This is a genomic window from Rugamonas aquatica, from assembly GCF_009380215.1.
GTDB classification, from domain to species: domain Bacteria; phylum Pseudomonadota; class Gammaproteobacteria; order Burkholderiales; family Burkholderiaceae_D; genus Rugamonas; species Rugamonas aquatica_B.
The window spans coordinates 489,056-507,677 of sequence record NZ_WHUG01000004.1; the positions used below are offsets into that span (position 1 = coordinate 489,056).

Below are 18,622 nucleotides of genomic sequence, written 5' to 3' on the forward strand. Positions count from 1 at the left end.
GATGCCATGCCTACCCTCCGACTGATACTGCAAGCGCTGCTGCTGGCGCTGGCCTGCGCCCATGTCGGCGCGGCCGAACTGGTGGTCATCGTCTCGGCCAGGAATCCGGTGACGGCGCTGCGCGCCGACCAGGTGGCCGACATCTTCCTGGCGCAGACCGGCCGCTTCCCCGGCGGCGATGAATCGATGGCGCTGGACCAGCCGGTCGGCAGCCCGCTGCGCGATGAGTTCTACAGCAAGGTGGCGGCCAAGTCGCCGGCGTTGATGAAGGCTTACTGGACCAAGATGGTGTTCACCGGGCGCGGCCAGCCTCCGCGCGAGCTGCCCAGCAGCGCCGCCGTGCGCAAGATGGTGGCGGAGAACCCGTCGATGATCGGCTACATCGACCGCTCGGCGCTGGATGCCAGCGTCAAGACCGTGCTGGTGGTGCGATGAAGGCCCGGGGACTGCGGCGCTGGTTGAGGCGCGGACTCGATACGCACTTCTCGCTGCCGCTGTTCGCCTTGCTGCTGCTGGTGGCGATGTGGGTGGTGACCTTCCACGAGATCGACGCCGAGCGCGTGCACGCGCGCGAGGCGGCCACCGATACGCTGCGCGAAATGATGGGCACTTACGAGGCGCAGGTGGCGCGCAGCCTGGATGGCATCGACCAGACGCTGCGCGTGCTGAAATACGCGGTCGAACGCAAGGGCGCGCTGGGCGCGCTGCCGGAGCTGGGCCGCGAAGGCTTGCTGCCGCCGGGCGTGGTGTTCGTGGTCAGCATCGTCGACCGCAACGGCGTCACCGTCGCCAGCAATCCGAAGGCGCTGCAGATTTCGGTGGCCGATCAAAGCTACTTCAAATTCCACCAGGAGCGCGACAGCGGCGCCACCTTCGTCAGCCACGCCACGCGCGACGCCGCCAACACCGAATGGCATTTGCACTTTACGCGCCGTCTGGACGACGACCTGGGCAACTTCGCCGGCATCGTCATCGTCGAAACCGATCCCGCTTATTTCACCAGCAGTTATGAACGCAGCCGTCTCGGCGAGCACGGCATGCTTGGCCTGGTGGGCAGCGATGGCGTGGTGCGCTCGCTGCGCATCGGCGACAAGCTGACCTTCGGCCAGCGCATGGAAAAACTGGCCGGCGAGATCACCGTCATGGACGGCGTGCGGCGCTACAGCGGCATGCGCGAGCTGCACGGCATTGCGCTGAACGTGGTGGTCGGCCTGGCGGAGAAGGAATTGATGGCGGGCTTCGAACGCCAGCGCCGCGAGAAGATGGCGGAGGCCTCGGTGGCCAGCACGGTACTGGTGATTAGCACAGCCTTGCTGTGGTTATGGTCGTGGCAAGGTGCGCGCAACCGCGCCCGCGTGCGGCGCGCGCAGGAAACCTATGCGGCGGCTTCGGCGGCCAGCCTGGATGCCTTCTTCGTCATGCGCGAAGTGCGCAATATCGCCGGCGAGATCATCGACTTCGTCTTCGTCGACGCCAACTCGCGCGCCGAGAAAATGACCGGCTACACCAAGGAACAACTGCGCCTGATGACGCTGTGCGGCATGATGCCGCAGGCGCGCGACAACGGCATGTTCGAGCATCTGGTGCACGTCACGCGGGTCGGCGGCGTGCATGAGCAGGAATGGGAGAGCAGCATCCCGCAACTGCGGGCGCGCTGGCTGCACCAGCAGGTGGTGCCGGTCGAAGGCGGCATCGTCGCCATCGTGCGCGACATCAGCGAACGCAAGCTGGCCGAGGAGCGCATGCAGCACCTGGCGCACCACGACACGCTCACAGGCCTGCCGAACCGCAGCATGATCGCCGACCGGCTCGACCTGACCATCGCCCAGGCGGGCCGCCACGGCGGCGCGGTGCTGGTGGCGTTTATCGACCTCGATGGTTTCAAGCTGGTCAACGACGGCCTTGGACACAACGCCGGCGACGAGCTGCTGAAGGTCGTGGCCGAACGCATGAGCGGCTGCCTGCGCGCCGGGGACATGGTCGGCCGTTTCGGCGGCGACGAATTCGTGCTGGTGTTGAACGAGCCGCGCAACGGCGCAGACGCCGCGCCGGTGCTGGAGCGCGTGCGCGAAGCGGTGCTGGCGCCGATCACGCTGAGCGGGCAGGATGTGCAGGTCAGCTGCAGCATCGGCGTGGCGGTCTATCCGAACGATGGCGCCGACGCCGAGACGCTGCTGATGCACTCCGACGCCGCCATGTACCGCGCCAAGGACATGGGCAAGAACAACTGTCAGTTCTACACCCGCGAGATGAACGCCTGCATCGAAGAGAAGCTGGTGATGCTCGAAGGCCTGCGCAGCGCGCTGGACGAAGGCCAGTTCCGGCTGGTGTACCAGCCCAAGGTGGATCTGCGCACCGGCCGCATCTTCGGCGTCGAGGCGCTGGTGCGCTGGGAGCATCCGGAGCATGGCTGCATCGGGCCGGACCGCTTCATCCCGCTGGCCGAGGAGAGCGGCATGATCGTCGCGCTGGGCGAGTGGGTGCTACGCACAGCCTGTCGCCAGAACCGCGCCTGGCAGGACGCCGGCCTGGCGCCGCTGCTGGTGTCGGTCAACGTGTCGCCGCGCCAGTTTGAAGAACAGCTGCTGGTGCAGCGCGTGGCGCAGGCGCTGGCCGACAGCGGCCTGGCGCCGGAATGGCTGGAGCTGGAGGTGACGGAAGGCGTCATCATGCGCGACCTGCAGCAGGCCGTGGCAAAGATGGCGGAAGTGCGGGAGATGGGCGTGTCGCTGTCGATCGACGATTTCGGCACCGGCTATTCGAGCCTGTCGGCGCTGAAGTCCTTCCCGATCAGCACCCTGAAGATCGACAAGTCATTCGTCCGGGATCTGGGCAGCAGCGACGGCGACGAAGCCATCGCCAGTTCCATCATCGACCTGGCGCACCGTCTGCGCCTGCGCGTGATTGCCGAGGGCGTGGAGACCGAGCAGCAGCGCGCCTTCCTGCGCCAGAACGGCTGCGACGAGATGCAGGGCTATCTGTTCAGCCGCCCGCTGCCGCCGGAGCAACTGCGGCAGCTGTTGCTGAACCAGGCGTTGCCGCCGCGGTCTTCACTGGCCGCGCTGCTGGACGTTACAGCGGCTTGATGACGTAGACGCAGCGGCGGGCGCCGTTGAGCATATGCTCGACGCGGCCCACCGAACACTCGGGGCCCAGCACGCGCTGGAACACATCGAGCTCCGAGCGGCAGAATTTCTGGCACTGGCGGGCAGCGGCGCAGATCGGGCAGTGGTTCTCGATCAGCAGCATGCTGCCGTCGTCCTGGGCTTCCACTTCGGCCATATAGCCTTCCGTGGTGCGCGCCTGCACCAGCGCCGCCACGCGCTGCGGCAGCGTGTCCGACGCCTGCAGGTGCTGGCGGTACTGCTGTTCGCTGGCCGCTTCGCGCGCGCCGATCAGCTTATCGAGACCGGCGTCGCCGAACAGGCCGCGTACCTGGTCGATCAGTTGCAGCGTCAGGTCGGCGTGGCGGTCGGGGAAGCGGGCGTGGCCTGCCTCGGTCAGCAGCCAGCGCCGCGACGGGCGGCCCGGTTTGTCGGCCACTTCCTCATACGTCACCAAGCCTTTTTCCTGCCATGATTCGAGCTGCCTGCGCGCGCCCATCGAGGTCAGGTCCAGCAGGCCGGCCAGCTGCTGCGCGGTTTGCGGGCCGCGCGTCTTCAGCAGGAACAGCGTTTGTTCGGCGGTGTTCATTGCAGCGCGCCTTCCAGCTTGGCGCGGTCGTCGCGGGCCATGCTGGCGTGCCAGGTCTGCATGCGCCAGGCCGACCACGCCGTCAGCATCGCGCCCAGCACCAGGATCAAACGCGTGTCGATCAAGGTGAGCACCGCGCCGACCAGGGCCATGATGATATTGGCCAAGCAGAAGGTGGTGGAGATCAGGCCCATGACGGCGCCTTGTCCGTGCGCGCCGAAACGCTCGGCGCACCAGTTGGGCACGATGGCGTTGTAGATCGAATGCGGTATGCCATACAGGATGATGGCGGCGATGCCGACCCACGCATTGCTGGCCGCGAGCAGCGCGATGAGCGAGGCGGTGATCAGCGCGAAGCGGCGGGCCCGCAGCAGCGGCTCTCCCTTGAACGGACGGCCGGCGAACATGGTGGTGGTGGTCATCACCGCGCACATGGCGGCGGTGGTCCAGGCGATGCCGCGCGCGCCGAAGCCTGGTACTTCGACCAGCCACAGTGGATAGAATTCGTAGAACGCCGTCACGCCGCAGGTGTAGGCCAGCGTGACGATGAACAGGTTGCGCAGGTCCGGTTCGCGCAGCAGGTTCAATGAGTGGCGGTCGCGCGCAACCTGCCACCACGAGGTGGTCGCCAGGGATGGTGCCTCGGTAGGCAGCACGGCGGCCACCAGCACGGCCACCAGCAGCAGCGCGGCCACGGCGATCCAGAACGGCACGGTGATGCCCCACACCAGCGTCATGCCGGCCAGCAGAGGTCCGGCCAGCCAGCCCATGTAGAAGGCGCCGTTCAGCCATGACAGGGCTTTGCGGCGCAGGTCGCCGTCGAGGCGGTCGGCCAGCATGGCGCGCGCCACCGAGCCGTTACCTTCCAGCAGACCGGTGACGAAGCGGGCTACGATGAACAGCGGGTAGGATTCCAGCAGCAGCGCGCAGGCCGTCGCGGCATGGCCAATGGCGGCGCCGACTGCGGTAATCAGCAGCACCGGGCGGCGGCCGTAGCGGTCGGACATGGGGCCCAGCAGCGCGGAGCCGATCAGCAGGCCCAGTGGGTTGATGGTCAGCGCCAGGCCGAACAGCAGCTTCGGCGGCAGGCCGAGGAATTGGTTCAGGCCATTGCTGACGCCTGCGGCGAACAGCGGCGGCAGGATGGGGTAGGGCAGGGATGCGCCTATCGTCGAGAGCAGCGCCAGCAGGCAGGCGGCGCCGATCAGCAGGGGTGTTTTCATCGTTGATGTTCCATTGAAGCAGTAGCGCTACTGTAGGCGCATACGGTAAATAAGTAAACAAAAATGTTTACTTATTCAAAAGCGCAGGAGCAATGGCAGGTTGGGGCGGCAGTCGTTCGTGGTGCCTTGCGCGCCGTGGTCGAAGCAGATTTCCATCAGGTAGGCGTCGCCTGCGCGCAGCGTTATCCCGGTGCCGGAGCAAGCCGCCTGCGCCGCCGCGGATAGCGCTTGCGGCGGCAGTGTCAGCGTTACCGAGGTGATGGCTTTGACGCCGGCCGGGTGCTGCAAGGGCTGGCGGCGCGCCTCCGCGTAGCTCGACGGCGCCGCGCCTTTGGGCAGGTGGAACCACATCGGCTCCGATGCCGGAACCGCCGCGCCGATGTCGATCCGCATGCCGGGCGGCAGATAGGATGGTGCGTACTGCCAGCTTGGAAAGGGGGCGCTGTCGTTGTCGTTGCCGCTGGGTCGGAAGCACACGCCGAACGGGCAGGCCGGGCTGCCGTCTGTCAGGCGTTCGGCCAGCAGGGTGGGGCTGGTCTGCGCGTTGCGCACTTCTTCATCGTCGGCGATCCACAGAAGTTCGAGGAAGGCGTTGTGGAAGAAGAAGCGGCGGTTCTCCGTGCCCTGGCCGGGGTGGCGGTTGCCGGAGCCTTCGGTCAGGCCGAGGGCGCGCAGCTGTTCGGCTTCTGGCGCGCCGGCGCGGGCGCGGATGAACAGGTGGTCGATCTGCATGGCGCTTATTGCTGCTGCTCGATCATGGTGCGGATCTTGACGGCCTTCTCGAAGTGATCGAGTTTGTGCGTGCGTATCCACCATTCGGCCGCTTCCATCAGCAGCTCGGGATCGTCGTTCCGGTTGGCGAAGAAGGCGTAGAACGACAGGCCGACCGTTTCGCCTTTTTGAGTGATCTTGTCGTTACAGACGCGGATAATTTTTTCTCTCAGTTGCTGGCGCACGTTGTGGGTTTCCTCTGTTTTTAGGGCCTTCACTATACCTTGATGCGCTATGATGCGGCATCACTCTTACACTGAAACACATGAAGAATTGGTTTGTCAGCCAGCGCGGCGCGTATTTTTTTCTGCTGCTCGGCATCGGCCTGATGCTGTTGTTCGTCGCGCTGGAGCGCCACTTTCCGCGCGCCGATCAGCTGGAGACGGCCAGCGGCCGCGTGACGTGGTCGCGCGCTGCGCAGGGCGGTTTGTATTTCACGCTGGGCGGCGAGGAGCGCCAGTTCGTGGTGTTCGTCAAGGGCGACGCGGACCAGCGCCTGCGGCTGGCGATCCAGGATGCGGAGGCTTATCCGATCAAGGTGCGCTACCATCCGGAGCAGGTCAGCAGCCCCAGTTTTGTGCCGGGGCGGTTTTATGCGGTCTATGGCGTGAGCGTCGGCGGCAAGGAGGTCTCCAGCCTGGCCGTGGTGCAGGGCAGCTACCGCCGCGACAATCTGGTTGCACTGGCGATGGGCGTGCTGTTCGCGGCCTACGGCGGCCGGCGCGTCTGGAACCTCAGGAATGCGGTCGCAGGCGCTCCAGCAGATCGATATCGCCGGCCACGATGAAGGCCAGGTTGGCCGTGATGTGTTCGACCGGCCAGTCCCACCAGGCGATCGCCTGCAAGCGCGCGGCCATCTCCGGCGCAAAGCGCTCCTTTATCTGCTTGGCTGGATTGCCGCCGACGACTGTGTAGGGTGCGACATCGCTCGTTACCACCGAGCGCGATGAGATGATGGCGCCGTCGCCGATTTTCACGCCTGGCATGACCAGCACGTCGTAGCCTATCCAGACATCGTTGCCGATCACCGTGTCGCCCTTGTATGGCAGCTCGCCTTGCGCGGGCATCACTTGCTCCCAGCCTTTGCCGAAGATCTGGAACGGATAGGTCGAGATGCCGGACAGCTTGTGGTTGGCGCCGTTCATGATGAACTTGACGCCGCGCGCCAGCGCGCAGAATTTGCCGATCACCAGTTTGTCGCCGATGAAGGGGAAGTGGTACAGCACGTTGCGCTCGAAGTTCTCCGAGTCCTCGGGATCGTCGTAGTAGGTGTAGTCGCCGATGACGATGTTCGGGTTGTTGACTGTGTTCTTGATGTAGCAGACTTGTGGGAAGCCTGCCATCGGATGCGGGTTATTCGGTGATGGTCCGTTCATTCATTCTCCTTACGTGTACTAGCGTCGACCTGACACAACGGGCAGATGACAGGCTGCTTCCGCCCCATCTCGGACCTTCGAATTTATTTTCCGAATTCGCTAAAGCAGACCGCATACATTTCAACTACATGCAAAGGTCAAATTGCTAACGACCGGTGGGAAGAATTCCAGTGCTATGATTTGATTGGAAGCTAGGATACATCTCATTAAACCTTGCCTTCAACGCCTGCACTTCTTGCATAAGCGCTTCATCATCCGGCCGAAACCAGTACAACATCTTGTCTACGATTAAAGGCGCTCTTTCCAGATGAGCAGAAATTAATTGATACACGCGGCGCTCCCCTAAGCCATCGACAGTTGCCTCATAGAACATTCGCACTGAACTAGCATTTCCATAGACGAAGCCATGTTCTAAGATAACTTCCAAAAATACTGGAACAAGCTGTACTCGCTTAACGAGCCGCAATCCGGCACCTGGATTAATTCTCATAACTCGCCAAACGAACTCAAACTTCTCATGCTCACTCTTCGTTCTGAGCACTGCGCACATCTCGTCCTCGCGCTTAGTGTCGCGAGGAAGCCCGGCATATTCTGTGGGGCTCGTCATTAGACAGTCTTTTCTTAAAAATTCTTAGTGGCTGAGCAGCCGCATTTGGCCGGCTTCTGCCCAAAGACAAAATTGATTAACGGTTAGGTGCTTGCTCGACTGTGTCTGAGAATTTTCGAAAGCACCGCAAACAATAAAAGATACTGTACAAAGAGTGTACCCGCAAAGCTCGGCGCGCTCGGAGAATGCGCGTTCTCACCGAACATAGCACTGGCCAAGTAGGGCAAGAAAACGAACGGTTGCACTAACCTCTGCAGCGTACCAAGTGGGCCATCAGCTCGGAATTCGGCGCTAAGCCAGCAAGTAAAACTGGCTGCAACCATGGCAAAAACTACGTTCATCAGAAAGACTTTTGCTTTCGACATATCAAGTTTACCTTGCTAATCGCAGTTCAACTGAAGGTCGGCTCCTGGCCGAACTGAGTCGATTATACAAACCCACCTTTGAGATCCGAGGTCGGCGCGGCGAGTTCCTCGTTTAACCCACGGCGAATTTTTTGCAGAGCTACCTGCTCTTCATCAGCATTTTCAGGATGAAGTGCTCGCGCAATATGCCGAGCCGCATCCGCAAGTATCGTTCCCCAAGCCAATTCCTCGTCAACGCCCATCCCGTCCCTGTACATGCCGATCTTCAATGAGCAATGCAATTGCTTTTCAGCTACCCATACGCGCAGCATTTCCACCGATGCCGCGTCCCTTTGTGCTGCAGTAGGTATTGGACGTTCGTTCATACAAATCTATCGTCAAGTTTTAATGGCGGCTGTTGGCCACTTACGGAAGCGGGTCTTTATCATCGTTCACGAGGCCACTAGCTAAAAAATCATATCAGTTACGAATTCTTGTGGCTCGTTATCTCAGCCAATAGCTCGGGCGGAATTGACTGGCCATTTGAACTCAAATGCCGTGCCGTTTCATGCAATAAATTCATTCGTGTAATTTTCACTACGGCCCATGCAATGATTGCCGCAATCGGGACGAGAAGAGCGATTATTGGAATCAATAGCGGCGACACATCGGTTAGAAAACTCATTTTTTTCTATTCGCAATAAATTTAACTTCAAAAAATCGGTATCGTGATGAGTGACGGCTTTTGGCCGTTAGCGCCCGTGACCTCTAGCCCCAAAATTTCCACCATGGCCTATTGTTCGCCACTTGCCACATAGTCTTACCTGCTCCGGCTTCCGGCCTGCAAACGTCTGGCTCAAACCCGACCCAGACATATTCGAAAGAGTTAATTCCTGAGCCATCGGGGTCAAGGCTCAGGCCGTTGCTGTTGGGTAGCTCACGCAATACTGCCTTGGCATCAAATGGTTGGTCCACGAAGACATAGTGGGTAGGCGCCTTTGGGTTCTCGATTCCAACGCGACAGACTTTGATGCCTTTTTTGCTAAGAACCTCTACAACCGGAACAACGGCCAGAGGAACCGATTTTGGCAACAACCAATGCGATACGAGCTTTGAATTATGCATTATTGGATTCATCTGGACTAGGTTATTTTGACTAGGTCTGCTTGTGGCCGGTTACGGCGTTTTCGCCGTCTAAATTCGCATGCCAAGCCATATTACAGACTCTGTTGCGCCAGCTAAAGCTGAGCTCAGCATTTGCCCAAACACTCCAGGTGTACGGTTGTGATTTTCTGCCGCGTCATGATGCTCTTGCTCCTCGCTGAGGATACTAGAAATTGCAGAGATGGCGTCAGCGTCGTCGGCTAAGAGTTCAGTCTGATGACGTAGATGGCGTAGCACGGTTCGTTCAACGGCTACAGTTGTAAGCGATATCGCGTTTGCGCCAAACAATCCAGTTCCGATTCCCAACACATAGCCGCCCGCTGCGCACAGCCAATAGCTCTTACAGCGCTTCAGCCCACGGCGTCGGAGCTCGTTATGAAAAGTAGCTCTGTGGTTCTCTTCATGCGCTCTGAATGTTAGGAGCTCAGGCAACAGGAGTTTTGCAGTAAACCGTGCCATAAAAATTTGACCAGAATAAATGCTGACCGCGCCATGCTCTCCAGCATGGTTCACTTTCAATATTCGCCCAGCCAAGTTAGTAGCAACCATCAGCGATGATGTCCTTCAATAAAATAAATGTCGGCTCCTAGTCGATAGCGAACGAGGTTAAAGCAGCGCTCAGCGAAAAACGTCAACCACGTTATAGACAAATCCGCCGAACATCAGAGCCATCGACAACCACATTGCTGGCAGCAGGCTAGGAGGAAACAACTTGGCGTAGGCATTGCGCTCCGCGCTGTCGTCGAGACCGACCGGCATACGCGCAACGCGGAAGAAGTCGTCGTAGGGGACGAAGGCCCAGATGCAGCAATATAGGCCTAGGCCAGCGCGCATCAGGGCGTGGCCCAGCTGGCCGCCCAGAACCAAAAATACGGCATTGGCGACCAGTGCGATACCGACAATGGAAGCGGCTACGGAAACAAGGGTCGCACGGTTCGGTTGAAATCTCATCATCTTTACTTTCAATGGTTCTACGAGCAGAGCCACATGATAGCGCCGCGAACAAAGAAAACATACTCTTCAATTCTCACACGTCACCGTTCAATTTTCAGCGTTCAAAGACGATGTGGACGTATATGAATCCGATTGTAGGTCCGCTCTTGGCCGACAACTGACAGCGATCTCGTTATTACTCTTCATCGTCCGCATCGCCGTGATGCCACTGAGAAAGGTCATTAACCGGTGAAGGCATCCGACCACCTAACCAATCGGCGCACAATGCTGGACTAAACTCCGGCACAGTGGACTCGATTACCCATGACAGGAAGTGCTTGGGTCCACCGTTCATGTACGGCGGCGGCGACACCGGTTTGAAGATAGTCGGCAGAGGTTCAGATATTGAGATGTAATTCAAAATGTGCCCCATTTCCTGGACTACTCGCCATGCCAGCGGATGCCCAATATCGATCTGAAATTTGACCCACCATGTCCCATCCTCAAACAAACCATGGCCGATGCTCGGCTTAATTCCCGGTACCATTTTCAAGAATATCACCAAGGGATCAAGCAACGAAAATTTATCCATCTAGGCTTCTTATCAAGTATTAGTTCACGAAAACGAGCGGCTGCTGTTGGCCGTAATAAGTCATCCATTCGAAGGACGCTCTTGCACAGCTTTTTCCAATTTTTCCGGTTGAGGATTCCCAAGCTCGATCCAGTCGAAGCTAAAAACCTTCATTTGGTCCTTAGCAAACTCCTCAGCTTTTGCGCCGGTGAACCCACTACCTGGGAGGCCAGTGTCCTGCTGGACAACCAGAATTGTCAGCGGCGGTAATCCTTCGATGAGGCAGTAGGATTGAATCGGCTCAAGTAGCTTACCAAGACCTGCGGCAGGAACGCCAATTAACTTAGAAAGAATGCCATAGGTCAGTGACTGGCGATTCTTAGCGGCAAACGCTAAAACAGCCCAAATTTGGCTTGCTCGTTCCGACTTTGTCATCTGAAATTTCCCTTTTTATCTTGGATAGCCGCTAGTGGCCGTTAGCTGCATCGTGTTGGATCGACTTAGGGGTTAAGACTCGTCCAACATTTGTCGTTTTGCCTCCTCCCAGCTGAACGAAGCAGTGTGGCCTAGGTTGCCGTCCTCAAAGTAGAACCACCGTTCGCCATGTTCTTTGAGTGTCCAGGCATCGACGACGAGACTGTCGAATGGCGGCGCCGAGTTCTTGACATCAACTTTGTATTTGACTCCCAATTTCATATTGGGGGAAAGTATTGCGGCCTACGTGCGGCCCGTATCTACAAGACAATAGGCTGCTGTGTTCGGATTTACTTTCATGTTTTCCATTCGCTTATGATTGACCGCTGTTTCCCTTTGATGACCGCTGATGGCCGGATGCTGCCCGCATGGTGAGAATAGCATCTTGCCTGCTTGCAAAATTCACGATTTGTCACGGCCAGGCGGACGTCGGCCTGTAGCGGACTGATACTGAGCTTCAAATTGCCGGGCTTGTCCTTATCAAGGAATTCAATTTCTTCTCGGCTTTCTTGTCGCCCTGGGCGGCCGATTGCTTGAGTAGTGCGACGGCAGCGGCCGCATCTCCAGGCTTGTCCCGCTCGAGGCGCATGATAGCAGCGTTGAATGCAGCAATAGGACTATTCAACGCTGCGCCGGCGTCGTACGATTTCAGCGCGCCGTCGGGGCAGAGCATGAAAATGTCCTTTGCAATACCAACTTGCAGCAAGCCGGCCGCGTCATGCGCTTTGACGAACTCAGCTTCCAAATCAATCGCCCAGCCCGGAACCAGCGACGCCATAACTTGGTCATTCTGGCCTACCCAGTAAGGGCCGCTGACCCGGCCGGTGAAAGCTTGGTGCGTCGTGTGCAGTGCGCCTTTCGGCGATACCCACACGAACCCGTTCTGCCCGGTAACGGGTAAGCCATCAAGTGCCTCTGACAGTTTCTGAGCCAGGGACTTGGAGTGCGAATCAGGCGCGATGCCGCTCCACGATGCGACCAATATCACGCGCTTGATCTTGCTTCCTTGCTGCCGCACCATGGCGGCTAGCTCTTCAATCTCAAGAATGCGGTAGTCCCCGTCATATAAGTGCCATGGGCTGCTATGGGTGGCAATTGACAGTGTCGTGGGTCCGTCGTCTGGCTTTGCATTCATGTAGTTAAACATGGCTTCATCCGCGCGGATGCACTGGCCACTCGCGGGGGAACATTGTTTGATCGAGACGAACCCCTCCAATTGCACCGTGGTAGAACAATCGGCCTGTGCAGCGCAGCAAGAGACAAGAATGAACAAGAACACGAAGAGTTTCATCGAGCGAGTCAAATTTAGTAATTCGATTTACACCACTAATGTTATCGGCGTATTAGTAGCGGCGGAGCTTGATTTGTTTTGCATGCCCGCTCTTGGCCGAAATCCGACATCGCTCCCGATGACGAGGCTGCGACTATGCTACAAAATCTTCCGCTTGGCATTTCCATGATGCCCAGTTGAGCACGGCCGAAAGCAGCAGCCAGGATCCAGAAAAAGCAGAAGCGAAATGAGTTTCAAAATTTTCGCAAAAATCAGTCGGCATTTGAACGGCTTCTGCCTTGTTAAAAACTGCGTAACACAATCCGCTCTCAAAATACGCGTTCAATTGAGATGATCCCAACGTACATTGGGAGCGCAGGCAACCACGACATGCTTATGGTTCGAGAGGCCAGCAATGCGGACAGCACAATCGCTCCGGCGCAAAGTGCGTTTGACATCCTCAGAATACTTCGGTCTGTAATCATGTAAGCGAATTATTAGGGTTCAGCACTACCACACCTATGACACGTCGCGCTGGCGGCGGAAGGCCAGCCAGCCGGCGATCAGCGTGAAGCTGGCGACGATCGCCACCACCACCCAGAAGCCCTCGGGATCCTGCGCCAGCGGTATGCCGCCGACGTTCATGCCCAGCAGACCGGCGATGATATTGATCGGCAGGGCCAGCACCGTCACGATGGTCAGCACGAACAGGCTGTGGTTATTGCCTTCGTTGACCAGCGCCGCGATCTCTTCCTGTATCAGCTTGATGCGCTCCTGTAGCGAAGCCATGTCCGCCAGCACCATCGAGAATTCCTCGGTCGACTCGCGCAGCTCCTGCGCGTCGATCTCGGCCACCCAGGCCGGCGGCCGTTGCAGCAATCGGAACAGCGCCGCCGGCTCGGGCGCCAGCAGTCGTTGCAGCCGCACCAGCACGCGCCGCAGCGCGCCCAGGCTGGCGCGTTTGGTTTTCAGTTTGCCGGCCAGCAGATTGTCTTCGATCTCGTCGACGGTGCTGATGGCGTTGCGGACGATCTTGATCAGCGCATCCGCCTGGTCGCGCAGCAGGTGGATCAGCAGTTCAACCGACGAGCGTATCGGCTCGCCGTTGCGCACCGCGTTGCGCAGGCCGTCGACGGCTTTCAGCGGCTTGCGCCGCGCGCTGATGACGATCTGCTTGTCGACGCTCAGCCACAGCGTGGAGATGTCGGAGGGTTCGAAGGAAAAATCGTGCAGCACGTCGTTGACCACGGCGATCAGCGTGTTGTCGGCCATCTCGATGCGGGTCGAGCGCGGGCCTTCGTGCAGGCTTTCATAGAATTCTTCCGGCAGCGCCGTGTGCTCGTGCAGCCACTTTTCGCTGGCGGTGTTGGCCAGGTTGTAGTGCAGCCAGATGAACTCCTGCGGATGCTGCTCGCGCGCAGCCAGCCACTCGCGCGCGGCGTCGGCGTCCAGCGGCAGGCCCTTGCTGTCCGGCGCGCGGCCGAACAGGTAGCCGCAAACCAGACCCGATGAATCGGAACCGTAGGACAGGGGCGCATTCTGCATTCAAGATCTCCGTGATGGTGGCGGCCATCAGGATAGCAAATTACGCTCCGGTGGGGTGAGATATCCTCGCCGCTCAGACCAGCAGCGCGGCGTTCATCTCGATGGCGTCGATCTTCGCTTCGGCCAGCATGGATTCGAGCTTCTGTTCGTCGATGAACAGGTCGATGGCGGAGTCGGAATGCGGCGGCAGGTCGCGCTGCGCTTCCTGCAATGGCGACTTCACCGGCGTCAGGTGATTGGCCAGCAGCAGCGTATCGAGCAGGGTGTCCGGCGGGATCGACATGAAGCTGTCGCGCAGGCCTTCGATGGCTTCGGCCACCGGCTCGGGGATGCACAGCTTGCGCATCACTTCGCGGGTGATGATTTCTTCGCTGGCCGAATGCCAGTTCTCGGGATCCTCTTCCAGCAGGCCGGGGAATTCGTCGGCGCGCGAGAGCAGGTAGAAGCCGCCCACTTCATGCACGATGGCGGCGAACAGCGCGGTGTCCGGGTTGATGCCGGTGACCTGGCGCGCGATGATGCGCGACAGCGCGGCCACGGCGATGGTGTGGTCCCACAGCTTTTCCGCCTTGGCGCGCAGCAGCGGGTCGACGATCTTGCTGCCGAACTGGCGCACCACCATGGCGGCGGCCAGCGCGAACAGGTTCTGGTAACCGATGCGCATGATGGCGCCGCGCACGTTGGTGATGACCGGCGCGCCGGAGCGGTTGAACATCGCCGAATTGGCGATGGCGACGGTGCGCGCCGCCAGCAGCGGTTCCGCCAGAACCAGGCTGATCGCCTTGTCCACCGGGCACTCCGGATCGTCGAGCGCGAGTTGTACGCGGAGTGCCGCATTGACGCTGGTCGGGAAGACCAGTTCACCGCGGATGGCCAGCGCCGCGATATGGCCGAATGCTTCGAGTTTATTCATGAACAAAATTATACGCATGCGCAGCCCCAATCTCAACGCCATCATGGGGTGAGGGCGGCTTCTTTGAGCGGCAGGAGGCGTCGATGCGACAGTGTGGGGGTAAAAGCGGCGGCGCGGCGCATGGGGAGCCGCGCGCGGCGCCGTATCAGGGGCCGCGCGCGGGGGGAAGCGTCAAGCGGTATCAGGCGTTGGCCAGCTGCGGACGGCGCGCGCCGGTGTCGCGGCTGTAACGGCTGACGGACAGGTCGTCGGACAGGATGGCCGGACGGCGCGCCGAGATCAGGTCGGACAACAGCTGAGCCGAGCCGCAGGACATGGTCCAGCCCAGCGTGCCGTGGCCGGTGTTGATGAACAGGTTGCGCAGGCCGGTGCGGCCGACGACCGGCGTGCCGTCCGGCGTCATCGGACGCAGGCCGGTCCAGAAGCTGGCCGAGGCGGTGTCGCCGGCGCCTGGGAACAGGTCGTTGACCACCATCTCCAGCGTTTCGCGGCGGCGCGGGTTCAGGCGCGTGTCGAAGCCCGCGATCTCAGCCATGCCGCCGACGCGGATGCGGTCGTCGAAACGGGTGACGGCGATCTTGTAGGTTTCGTCCAGAATGGTCGACACCGGTGCGGCCGAGGCGTTCACGATAGGCACGGTGATCGAGTAGCCCTTCAGCGGGTAGACCGGAATCTTGACCAGGTCTTTGAGCAGGCTGGTCGAGTAGGCGCCCAGCGCGACCACGTAGGAGTCGGCCGTCACCAGCTCGGCGCCGCACTGCACGCCTTTGATTTCTTCGCCGGCCTTGACCAGGCCGGTGATGTCGACGCCGTAGCGGAACTTCACGCCCAGCTGTTCGGCCATCGCGGTCAGGCGGGTGGTGAACAGTTGGCAGTCGCCGGTTTCATCGTTGGGCAGGCGCAGGCCGCCGACCAGCTTGTTCTGGTCCAGGCCGGGTTCGGCGGCGACCAGTTGTTCGCGGTTCAGCAGTTCGTACGGCACGCCGGTTTCTTCCAGCACCTGGATGTCCTTGGCGGCGTCGTCCAGCTGCTTCTGGGTGCGGAACAGCTGGGTCGTGCCTTGCTGGCGGCCTTCGTATTCGATGCCGGTGGCGGCGCGCAGCGCCTTGAAGCAGTCGCGGCTGTACTCGGCCAGGCGCACCATGCGTTCCTTGTTGACGGCGTAGCGTTCGGCATTGCAGTTCTGCAGCATCTGCCACATCCATTGCAGCTGGAACAGGGTGCCGTCCGGGGTGATCGACAGCGGGGCGTGGCGTTGCAGCATCCATTTCATCGCTTTGAGCGGGATGCCGGGCGCGGCCCATGGGGAGGCGTAGCCGGGGGAGATCTGGCCGGCGTTGGCGAAGCTGGTTTCCAGCGCAGGGCCGGGCTGGCGGTCGAGTACGGTCACGTCGTGGCCGGCCTGCGCCAGATAATAGGCGCTGGTGACGCCGATAACACCGCTACCCAAGATTACAACGCGCATGACAGTCCCCCGAATATTATTGAATACCAGATATTCCGCTATGGTATGCTTGTATCACTAGTATTTGTTACTGTATAACTTGATAAATTCAGTGGATTTTCATGCGAATTCAAAAGGAATCGGTCCGCAGCCTCGACAAACTGGACAGAAAGATATTGCGCATCCTGCAGGAGGATGGGCGGATCTCGATGAAGGACTTGAGCGAGCAGGTGGGCTTGTCGATCACGCCGGCCATCGAGCGGGTCAAGCGCATGGAGCGCGACGGGGTGATCACCGGCTACCACGCGCGCATCGATCCGCCGGCGCTGGGGGCCAAGCTGCTGGTGTTTGTGGAGATCACGCTGAACCAGAAGTCCGGGCCGGTGTTCGAGCAGTTCCGGCGCGAGGTGCTGCGCATACCGGAGGTGCAGGAGTGCCATCTGGTGTCGGGTGACTTCGACTACCTGATCAAGGCGCGCATCCACGAGATGGCCGAGTACCGCAAGCTGCTGGGCGATATGCTGCTCAGCTTGCCTGGGGCGGCGCAGTCGAAAAGCTATGTCGTCATGGAGGAGATCAAGGAGACGCTGATCCTGTCGACCGAGGTATCGCCAGGTTGAGCCGCCTGGCCGTTCGCCAGCTAACGCAGCAATTCCGCCGCTTCAGTTAAAATGCCATAACGGCATTATTTACGAAGTGGAGCAAGTGTGAACAATCAACACGGTACTCCAGGCAGCACCCATGTGGTCAGCGTGCATACGCTGGACGAGCACATGTCCAGCGACCAGAGCTTCAGCTCGGCCTACGCGCGCGCGGTCGGCGCCATCGCCGGCAACGAGGGCAGCTTGACGCTGGCCCAGTTCGCCGCAGTCACCGACATCGCCGGCGACGGCAAATCCTCCGCAGTCTTCACCGCATTGGTGCTGAACGCCATCGAGTCCGGCGTGGACGTGGACTGGGCGCTCAATGCGCTGAGCCGCAGTTGCGGCGGCATCGACCAGGCCGCGCGCGAAAACGCCCTCAGCATGACCATCCCGCTGCTGGCGCTGCACGGCGCCGACGCCCGTCCGCTGGCGCAGCGCCTGGCCAAGGCCCTGTCGGCCAAGCTGTCGCTGGAAGACCTGAACCGGCTGCCGCAGGCCGAAGAGCGCGGCATCCTCGCCAACCTGGGCGAGCAGGCGCGCCGCCTGGTGCGCGGCCGCTCGCTGGCCGACGCCGTGGCCGACTTCGGCCGCCATACGGGCCAGCCGGTGCTGGTCGAACACGCGCGCAATTTCCAGTCCGGCGATATCGACCATGTTCAGCTGCGCGAACTGGTGGGCAGCACCACGGCCGCCATCGCGCACGACATCAACGTTTATCTGGAACAGGCGCGCATGCTGTCGGTGGGGGAGGCTATGGCCGCCACGCTGGTCAGCGCCGCCAACGACTTGAAGAACCAGGTGCTGCAGCGCCTGACGCTGGTGGACCAGCGCATCGCCTACGAGCGCCGCCTGCTGCTGGAAGAAATCGACGACGCCGTGCACGACGCCGGCAACGCCATCGAACTGGAGATCACCGACCGCCTCAACACCGACCAGTGGAAAGACGAGGATGTGTGGGCCAGCATGGGCCGCCAGCAGTTCGGGCAGGAGATGGAGCGGCGGCTGGACCGCATCGTGCGCCGCAAGGAGCAGGCGCTGCACCTGATGCAGGAAGACTTGCGGCTGTTCCAGCAGGCGATGCGGCTGAATCAATCGTCGGTGTTCCAGCGTCAGCACCATTCGACGCTGGCCAAGCTGATGCCCCGGCTGCGGGTGGGCACGCGCATCGTCAACAGCGTGGACACGGCGGCCAATGTCACCCTGATGAGCGGGGCGGTGGTGGCGGCCGGCACCGGCACGGCGGCTTATCTGATCGGCGCGGCGGTGGTGCTGCCGGTGGTGGCGCCGGTAGCGCCGTTTGTCGGCGGCGCGGTGCTGCTGGCCGGCGCGTTCAAATGGTTCAGCGACGGCGGCAAGCGCAAACGCACGGAAATCCGCGACAAGCGCGCGGCCTTCGAGGCTGAACTGCGCAAGCAGCTGCAGGCGGCCGAGCAGAGTTTCAACACGCAGCTGGACCAGGTGGCGCAAGGCTTCCACGACTCGGCGCTTCAGCTCTTGACGCCCTTGCTGCTGGAAGCGGAAGCGGCCGGCCGCGTGCCCGGCATGCGCCAGCGCATCGCCGACCGCGTCATCACCCAGGCGCAGGCCGCGATCCGCCAGCTCGACGCCGAGCTGGGCAAATAGTTTGTCATTCCCGCGAAAGCGGGAATC

The 18,622-nt window shown here is 60.7% G+C and carries 20 protein-coding genes; 5 read left to right on the top strand and 15 right to left on the bottom strand.

Annotated elements, in window-relative coordinates; translation table 11 throughout:
• The first annotated feature begins 6 nt into the window (after positions 1 to 6).
• Both GEV02_RS13540 and GEV02_RS13545 read left to right on the top strand, forming a co-directional pair.
• Positions 7 to 435: a type 2 periplasmic-binding domain-containing protein gene (locus tag GEV02_RS13540; RefSeq protein ID WP_152838447.1), complete on the top strand. Its 429-nt coding sequence runs from the start codon at positions 7 to 9 to the stop codon at positions 433 to 435.
• Positions 432 to 3,086, top strand: a complete 2,655-nt coding sequence (locus GEV02_RS13545) for a bifunctional diguanylate cyclase/phosphodiesterase (RefSeq protein WP_152838448.1) — start codon at positions 432 to 434, stop codon at positions 3,084 to 3,086. The genes GEV02_RS13540 and GEV02_RS13545 overlap by 4 nt, the downstream gene beginning before the upstream one ends.
• Here GEV02_RS13545 and GEV02_RS13550 read toward each other — a convergent pair.
• The 4 genes from GEV02_RS13550 to GEV02_RS13565 all read right to left on the bottom strand — a co-directional run bounded on the left by GEV02_RS13550 (position 3,073) and on the right by GEV02_RS13565 (position 5,872).
• Positions 3,073 to 3,693, bottom strand: a complete 621-nt coding sequence (locus tag GEV02_RS13550) for a helix-turn-helix transcriptional regulator (RefSeq protein ID WP_152838449.1) — start codon at positions 3,691 to 3,693, stop codon at positions 3,073 to 3,075. The genes GEV02_RS13545 and GEV02_RS13550 overlap by 14 nt on opposite strands.
• On the bottom strand, positions 3,690 to 4,916 hold the full coding sequence (locus GEV02_RS13555) for an MFS transporter (RefSeq protein WP_152838450.1): 1,227 nt from the start codon (positions 4,914 to 4,916) through the stop codon (positions 3,690 to 3,692). Before GEV02_RS13555 ends, GEV02_RS13550 begins: the two co-directional genes overlap by 4 nt.
• A gap of 75 nt (positions 4,917 to 4,991) precedes the next feature.
• A complete protein-coding gene (locus tag GEV02_RS13560) occupies positions 4,992 to 5,648 on the bottom strand; it encodes a VOC family protein (protein ID WP_152838451.1) in 657 nt (218 codons plus the stop codon).
• Between the two features lie 5 nt (positions 5,649 to 5,653).
• Positions 5,654 to 5,872, bottom strand: coding sequence for a DUF6500 family protein (locus GEV02_RS13565; RefSeq protein ID WP_328595808.1), 219 nt, complete (start codon positions 5,870 to 5,872; stop codon positions 5,654 to 5,656).
• 80 nt (positions 5,873 to 5,952) lie between these two features.
• On the opposite strand from GEV02_RS13565, the gene GEV02_RS13570 reads away from it, so the two are divergent.
• Positions 5,953 to 6,474, top strand: coding sequence for a hypothetical protein (locus GEV02_RS13570; RefSeq protein WP_152838452.1), 522 nt, complete (start codon positions 5,953 to 5,955; stop codon positions 6,472 to 6,474).
• Here GEV02_RS13570 and GEV02_RS13575 read toward each other — a convergent pair.
• From GEV02_RS13575 to GEV02_RS13625, 11 genes are all read right to left on the bottom strand, one after another.
• Positions 6,422 to 7,063 (bottom strand): Vat family streptogramin A O-acetyltransferase, encoded by a 642-nt coding sequence (locus GEV02_RS13575; protein WP_152838453.1) that lies wholly within the window; start codon positions 7,061 to 7,063, stop codon positions 6,422 to 6,424. The two genes, GEV02_RS13570 and GEV02_RS13575, sit on opposite strands and share 53 nt — an antisense overlap.
• Positions 7,064 to 7,208: 145 nt before the next feature.
• Positions 7,209 to 7,553, bottom strand: coding sequence for a hypothetical protein (locus GEV02_RS13580; protein WP_152838454.1), 345 nt, complete (start codon positions 7,551 to 7,553; stop codon positions 7,209 to 7,211).
• A gap of 544 nt (positions 7,554 to 8,097) precedes the next feature.
• On the bottom strand, positions 8,098 to 8,400 hold the full coding sequence (locus GEV02_RS13585) for a DUF5076 domain-containing protein (protein ID WP_152838171.1): 303 nt from the start codon (positions 8,398 to 8,400) through the stop codon (positions 8,098 to 8,100).
• A gap of 808 nt (positions 8,401 to 9,208) precedes the next feature.
• On the bottom strand, positions 9,209 to 9,727 hold the full coding sequence (locus GEV02_RS13590) for a demethoxyubiquinone hydroxylase family protein (RefSeq protein WP_235922759.1): 519 nt from the start codon (positions 9,725 to 9,727) through the stop codon (positions 9,209 to 9,211).
• 69 nt (positions 9,728 to 9,796) lie between these two features.
• The gene (locus tag GEV02_RS13595) at positions 9,797 to 10,132 is read right to left on the bottom strand and encodes a hypothetical protein (protein WP_152838456.1); all 336 of its coding nucleotides are present in this window, start codon (positions 10,130 to 10,132) and stop codon (positions 9,797 to 9,799) included.
• A gap of 175 nt (positions 10,133 to 10,307) precedes the next feature.
• Positions 10,308 to 10,703 carry a hypothetical protein gene (locus tag GEV02_RS13600; protein ID WP_152838457.1) on the bottom strand — a complete coding sequence of 132 codons (396 nt, stop codon included), beginning with the start codon at positions 10,701 to 10,703 and terminating at the stop codon, positions 10,308 to 10,310.
• A 60-nt stretch (positions 10,704 to 10,763) separates the two neighbouring features.
• A complete protein-coding gene (locus GEV02_RS13605) occupies positions 10,764 to 11,117 on the bottom strand; it encodes a hypothetical protein (protein ID WP_152838458.1) in 354 nt (117 codons plus the stop codon).
• A gap of 496 nt (positions 11,118 to 11,613) precedes the next feature.
• On the bottom strand, positions 11,614 to 12,447 hold the full coding sequence (locus tag GEV02_RS13610) for an SEL1-like repeat protein (RefSeq protein WP_152838459.1): 834 nt from the start codon (positions 12,445 to 12,447) through the stop codon (positions 11,614 to 11,616).
• 498 nt (positions 12,448 to 12,945) lie between these two features.
• A complete protein-coding gene (locus GEV02_RS13615; protein ID WP_152838460.1) occupies positions 12,946 to 13,971 on the bottom strand; it encodes a transporter in 1,026 nt (341 codons plus the stop codon).
• Between the two features lie 73 nt (positions 13,972 to 14,044).
• Entirely contained in the window at positions 14,045 to 14,884 is an 840-nt protein-coding gene (locus GEV02_RS13620) for an HDOD domain-containing protein (RefSeq protein ID WP_174999092.1), read from the bottom strand.
• 181 nt (positions 14,885 to 15,065) lie between these two features.
• Entirely contained in the window at positions 15,066 to 16,349 is a 1,284-nt protein-coding gene (locus tag GEV02_RS13625) for a D-amino acid dehydrogenase (protein WP_152807154.1), read from the bottom strand.
• A 101-nt stretch (positions 16,350 to 16,450) separates the two neighbouring features.
• On the opposite strand from GEV02_RS13625, the gene GEV02_RS13630 reads away from it, so the two are divergent.
• On the top strand, positions 16,451 to 16,948 hold the full coding sequence (locus tag GEV02_RS13630; RefSeq protein WP_008447634.1) for an Lrp/AsnC ligand binding domain-containing protein: 498 nt from the start codon (positions 16,451 to 16,453) through the stop codon (positions 16,946 to 16,948).
• Positions 16,949 to 17,035: 87 nt separating this feature from the next.
• Positions 17,036 to 18,595: a hypothetical protein gene (locus GEV02_RS13635; RefSeq protein ID WP_328595809.1), complete on the top strand. Its 1,560-nt coding sequence runs from the start codon at positions 17,036 to 17,038 to the stop codon at positions 18,593 to 18,595.
• The last annotated feature ends 27 nt before the right edge of the window (positions 18,596 to 18,622 follow it).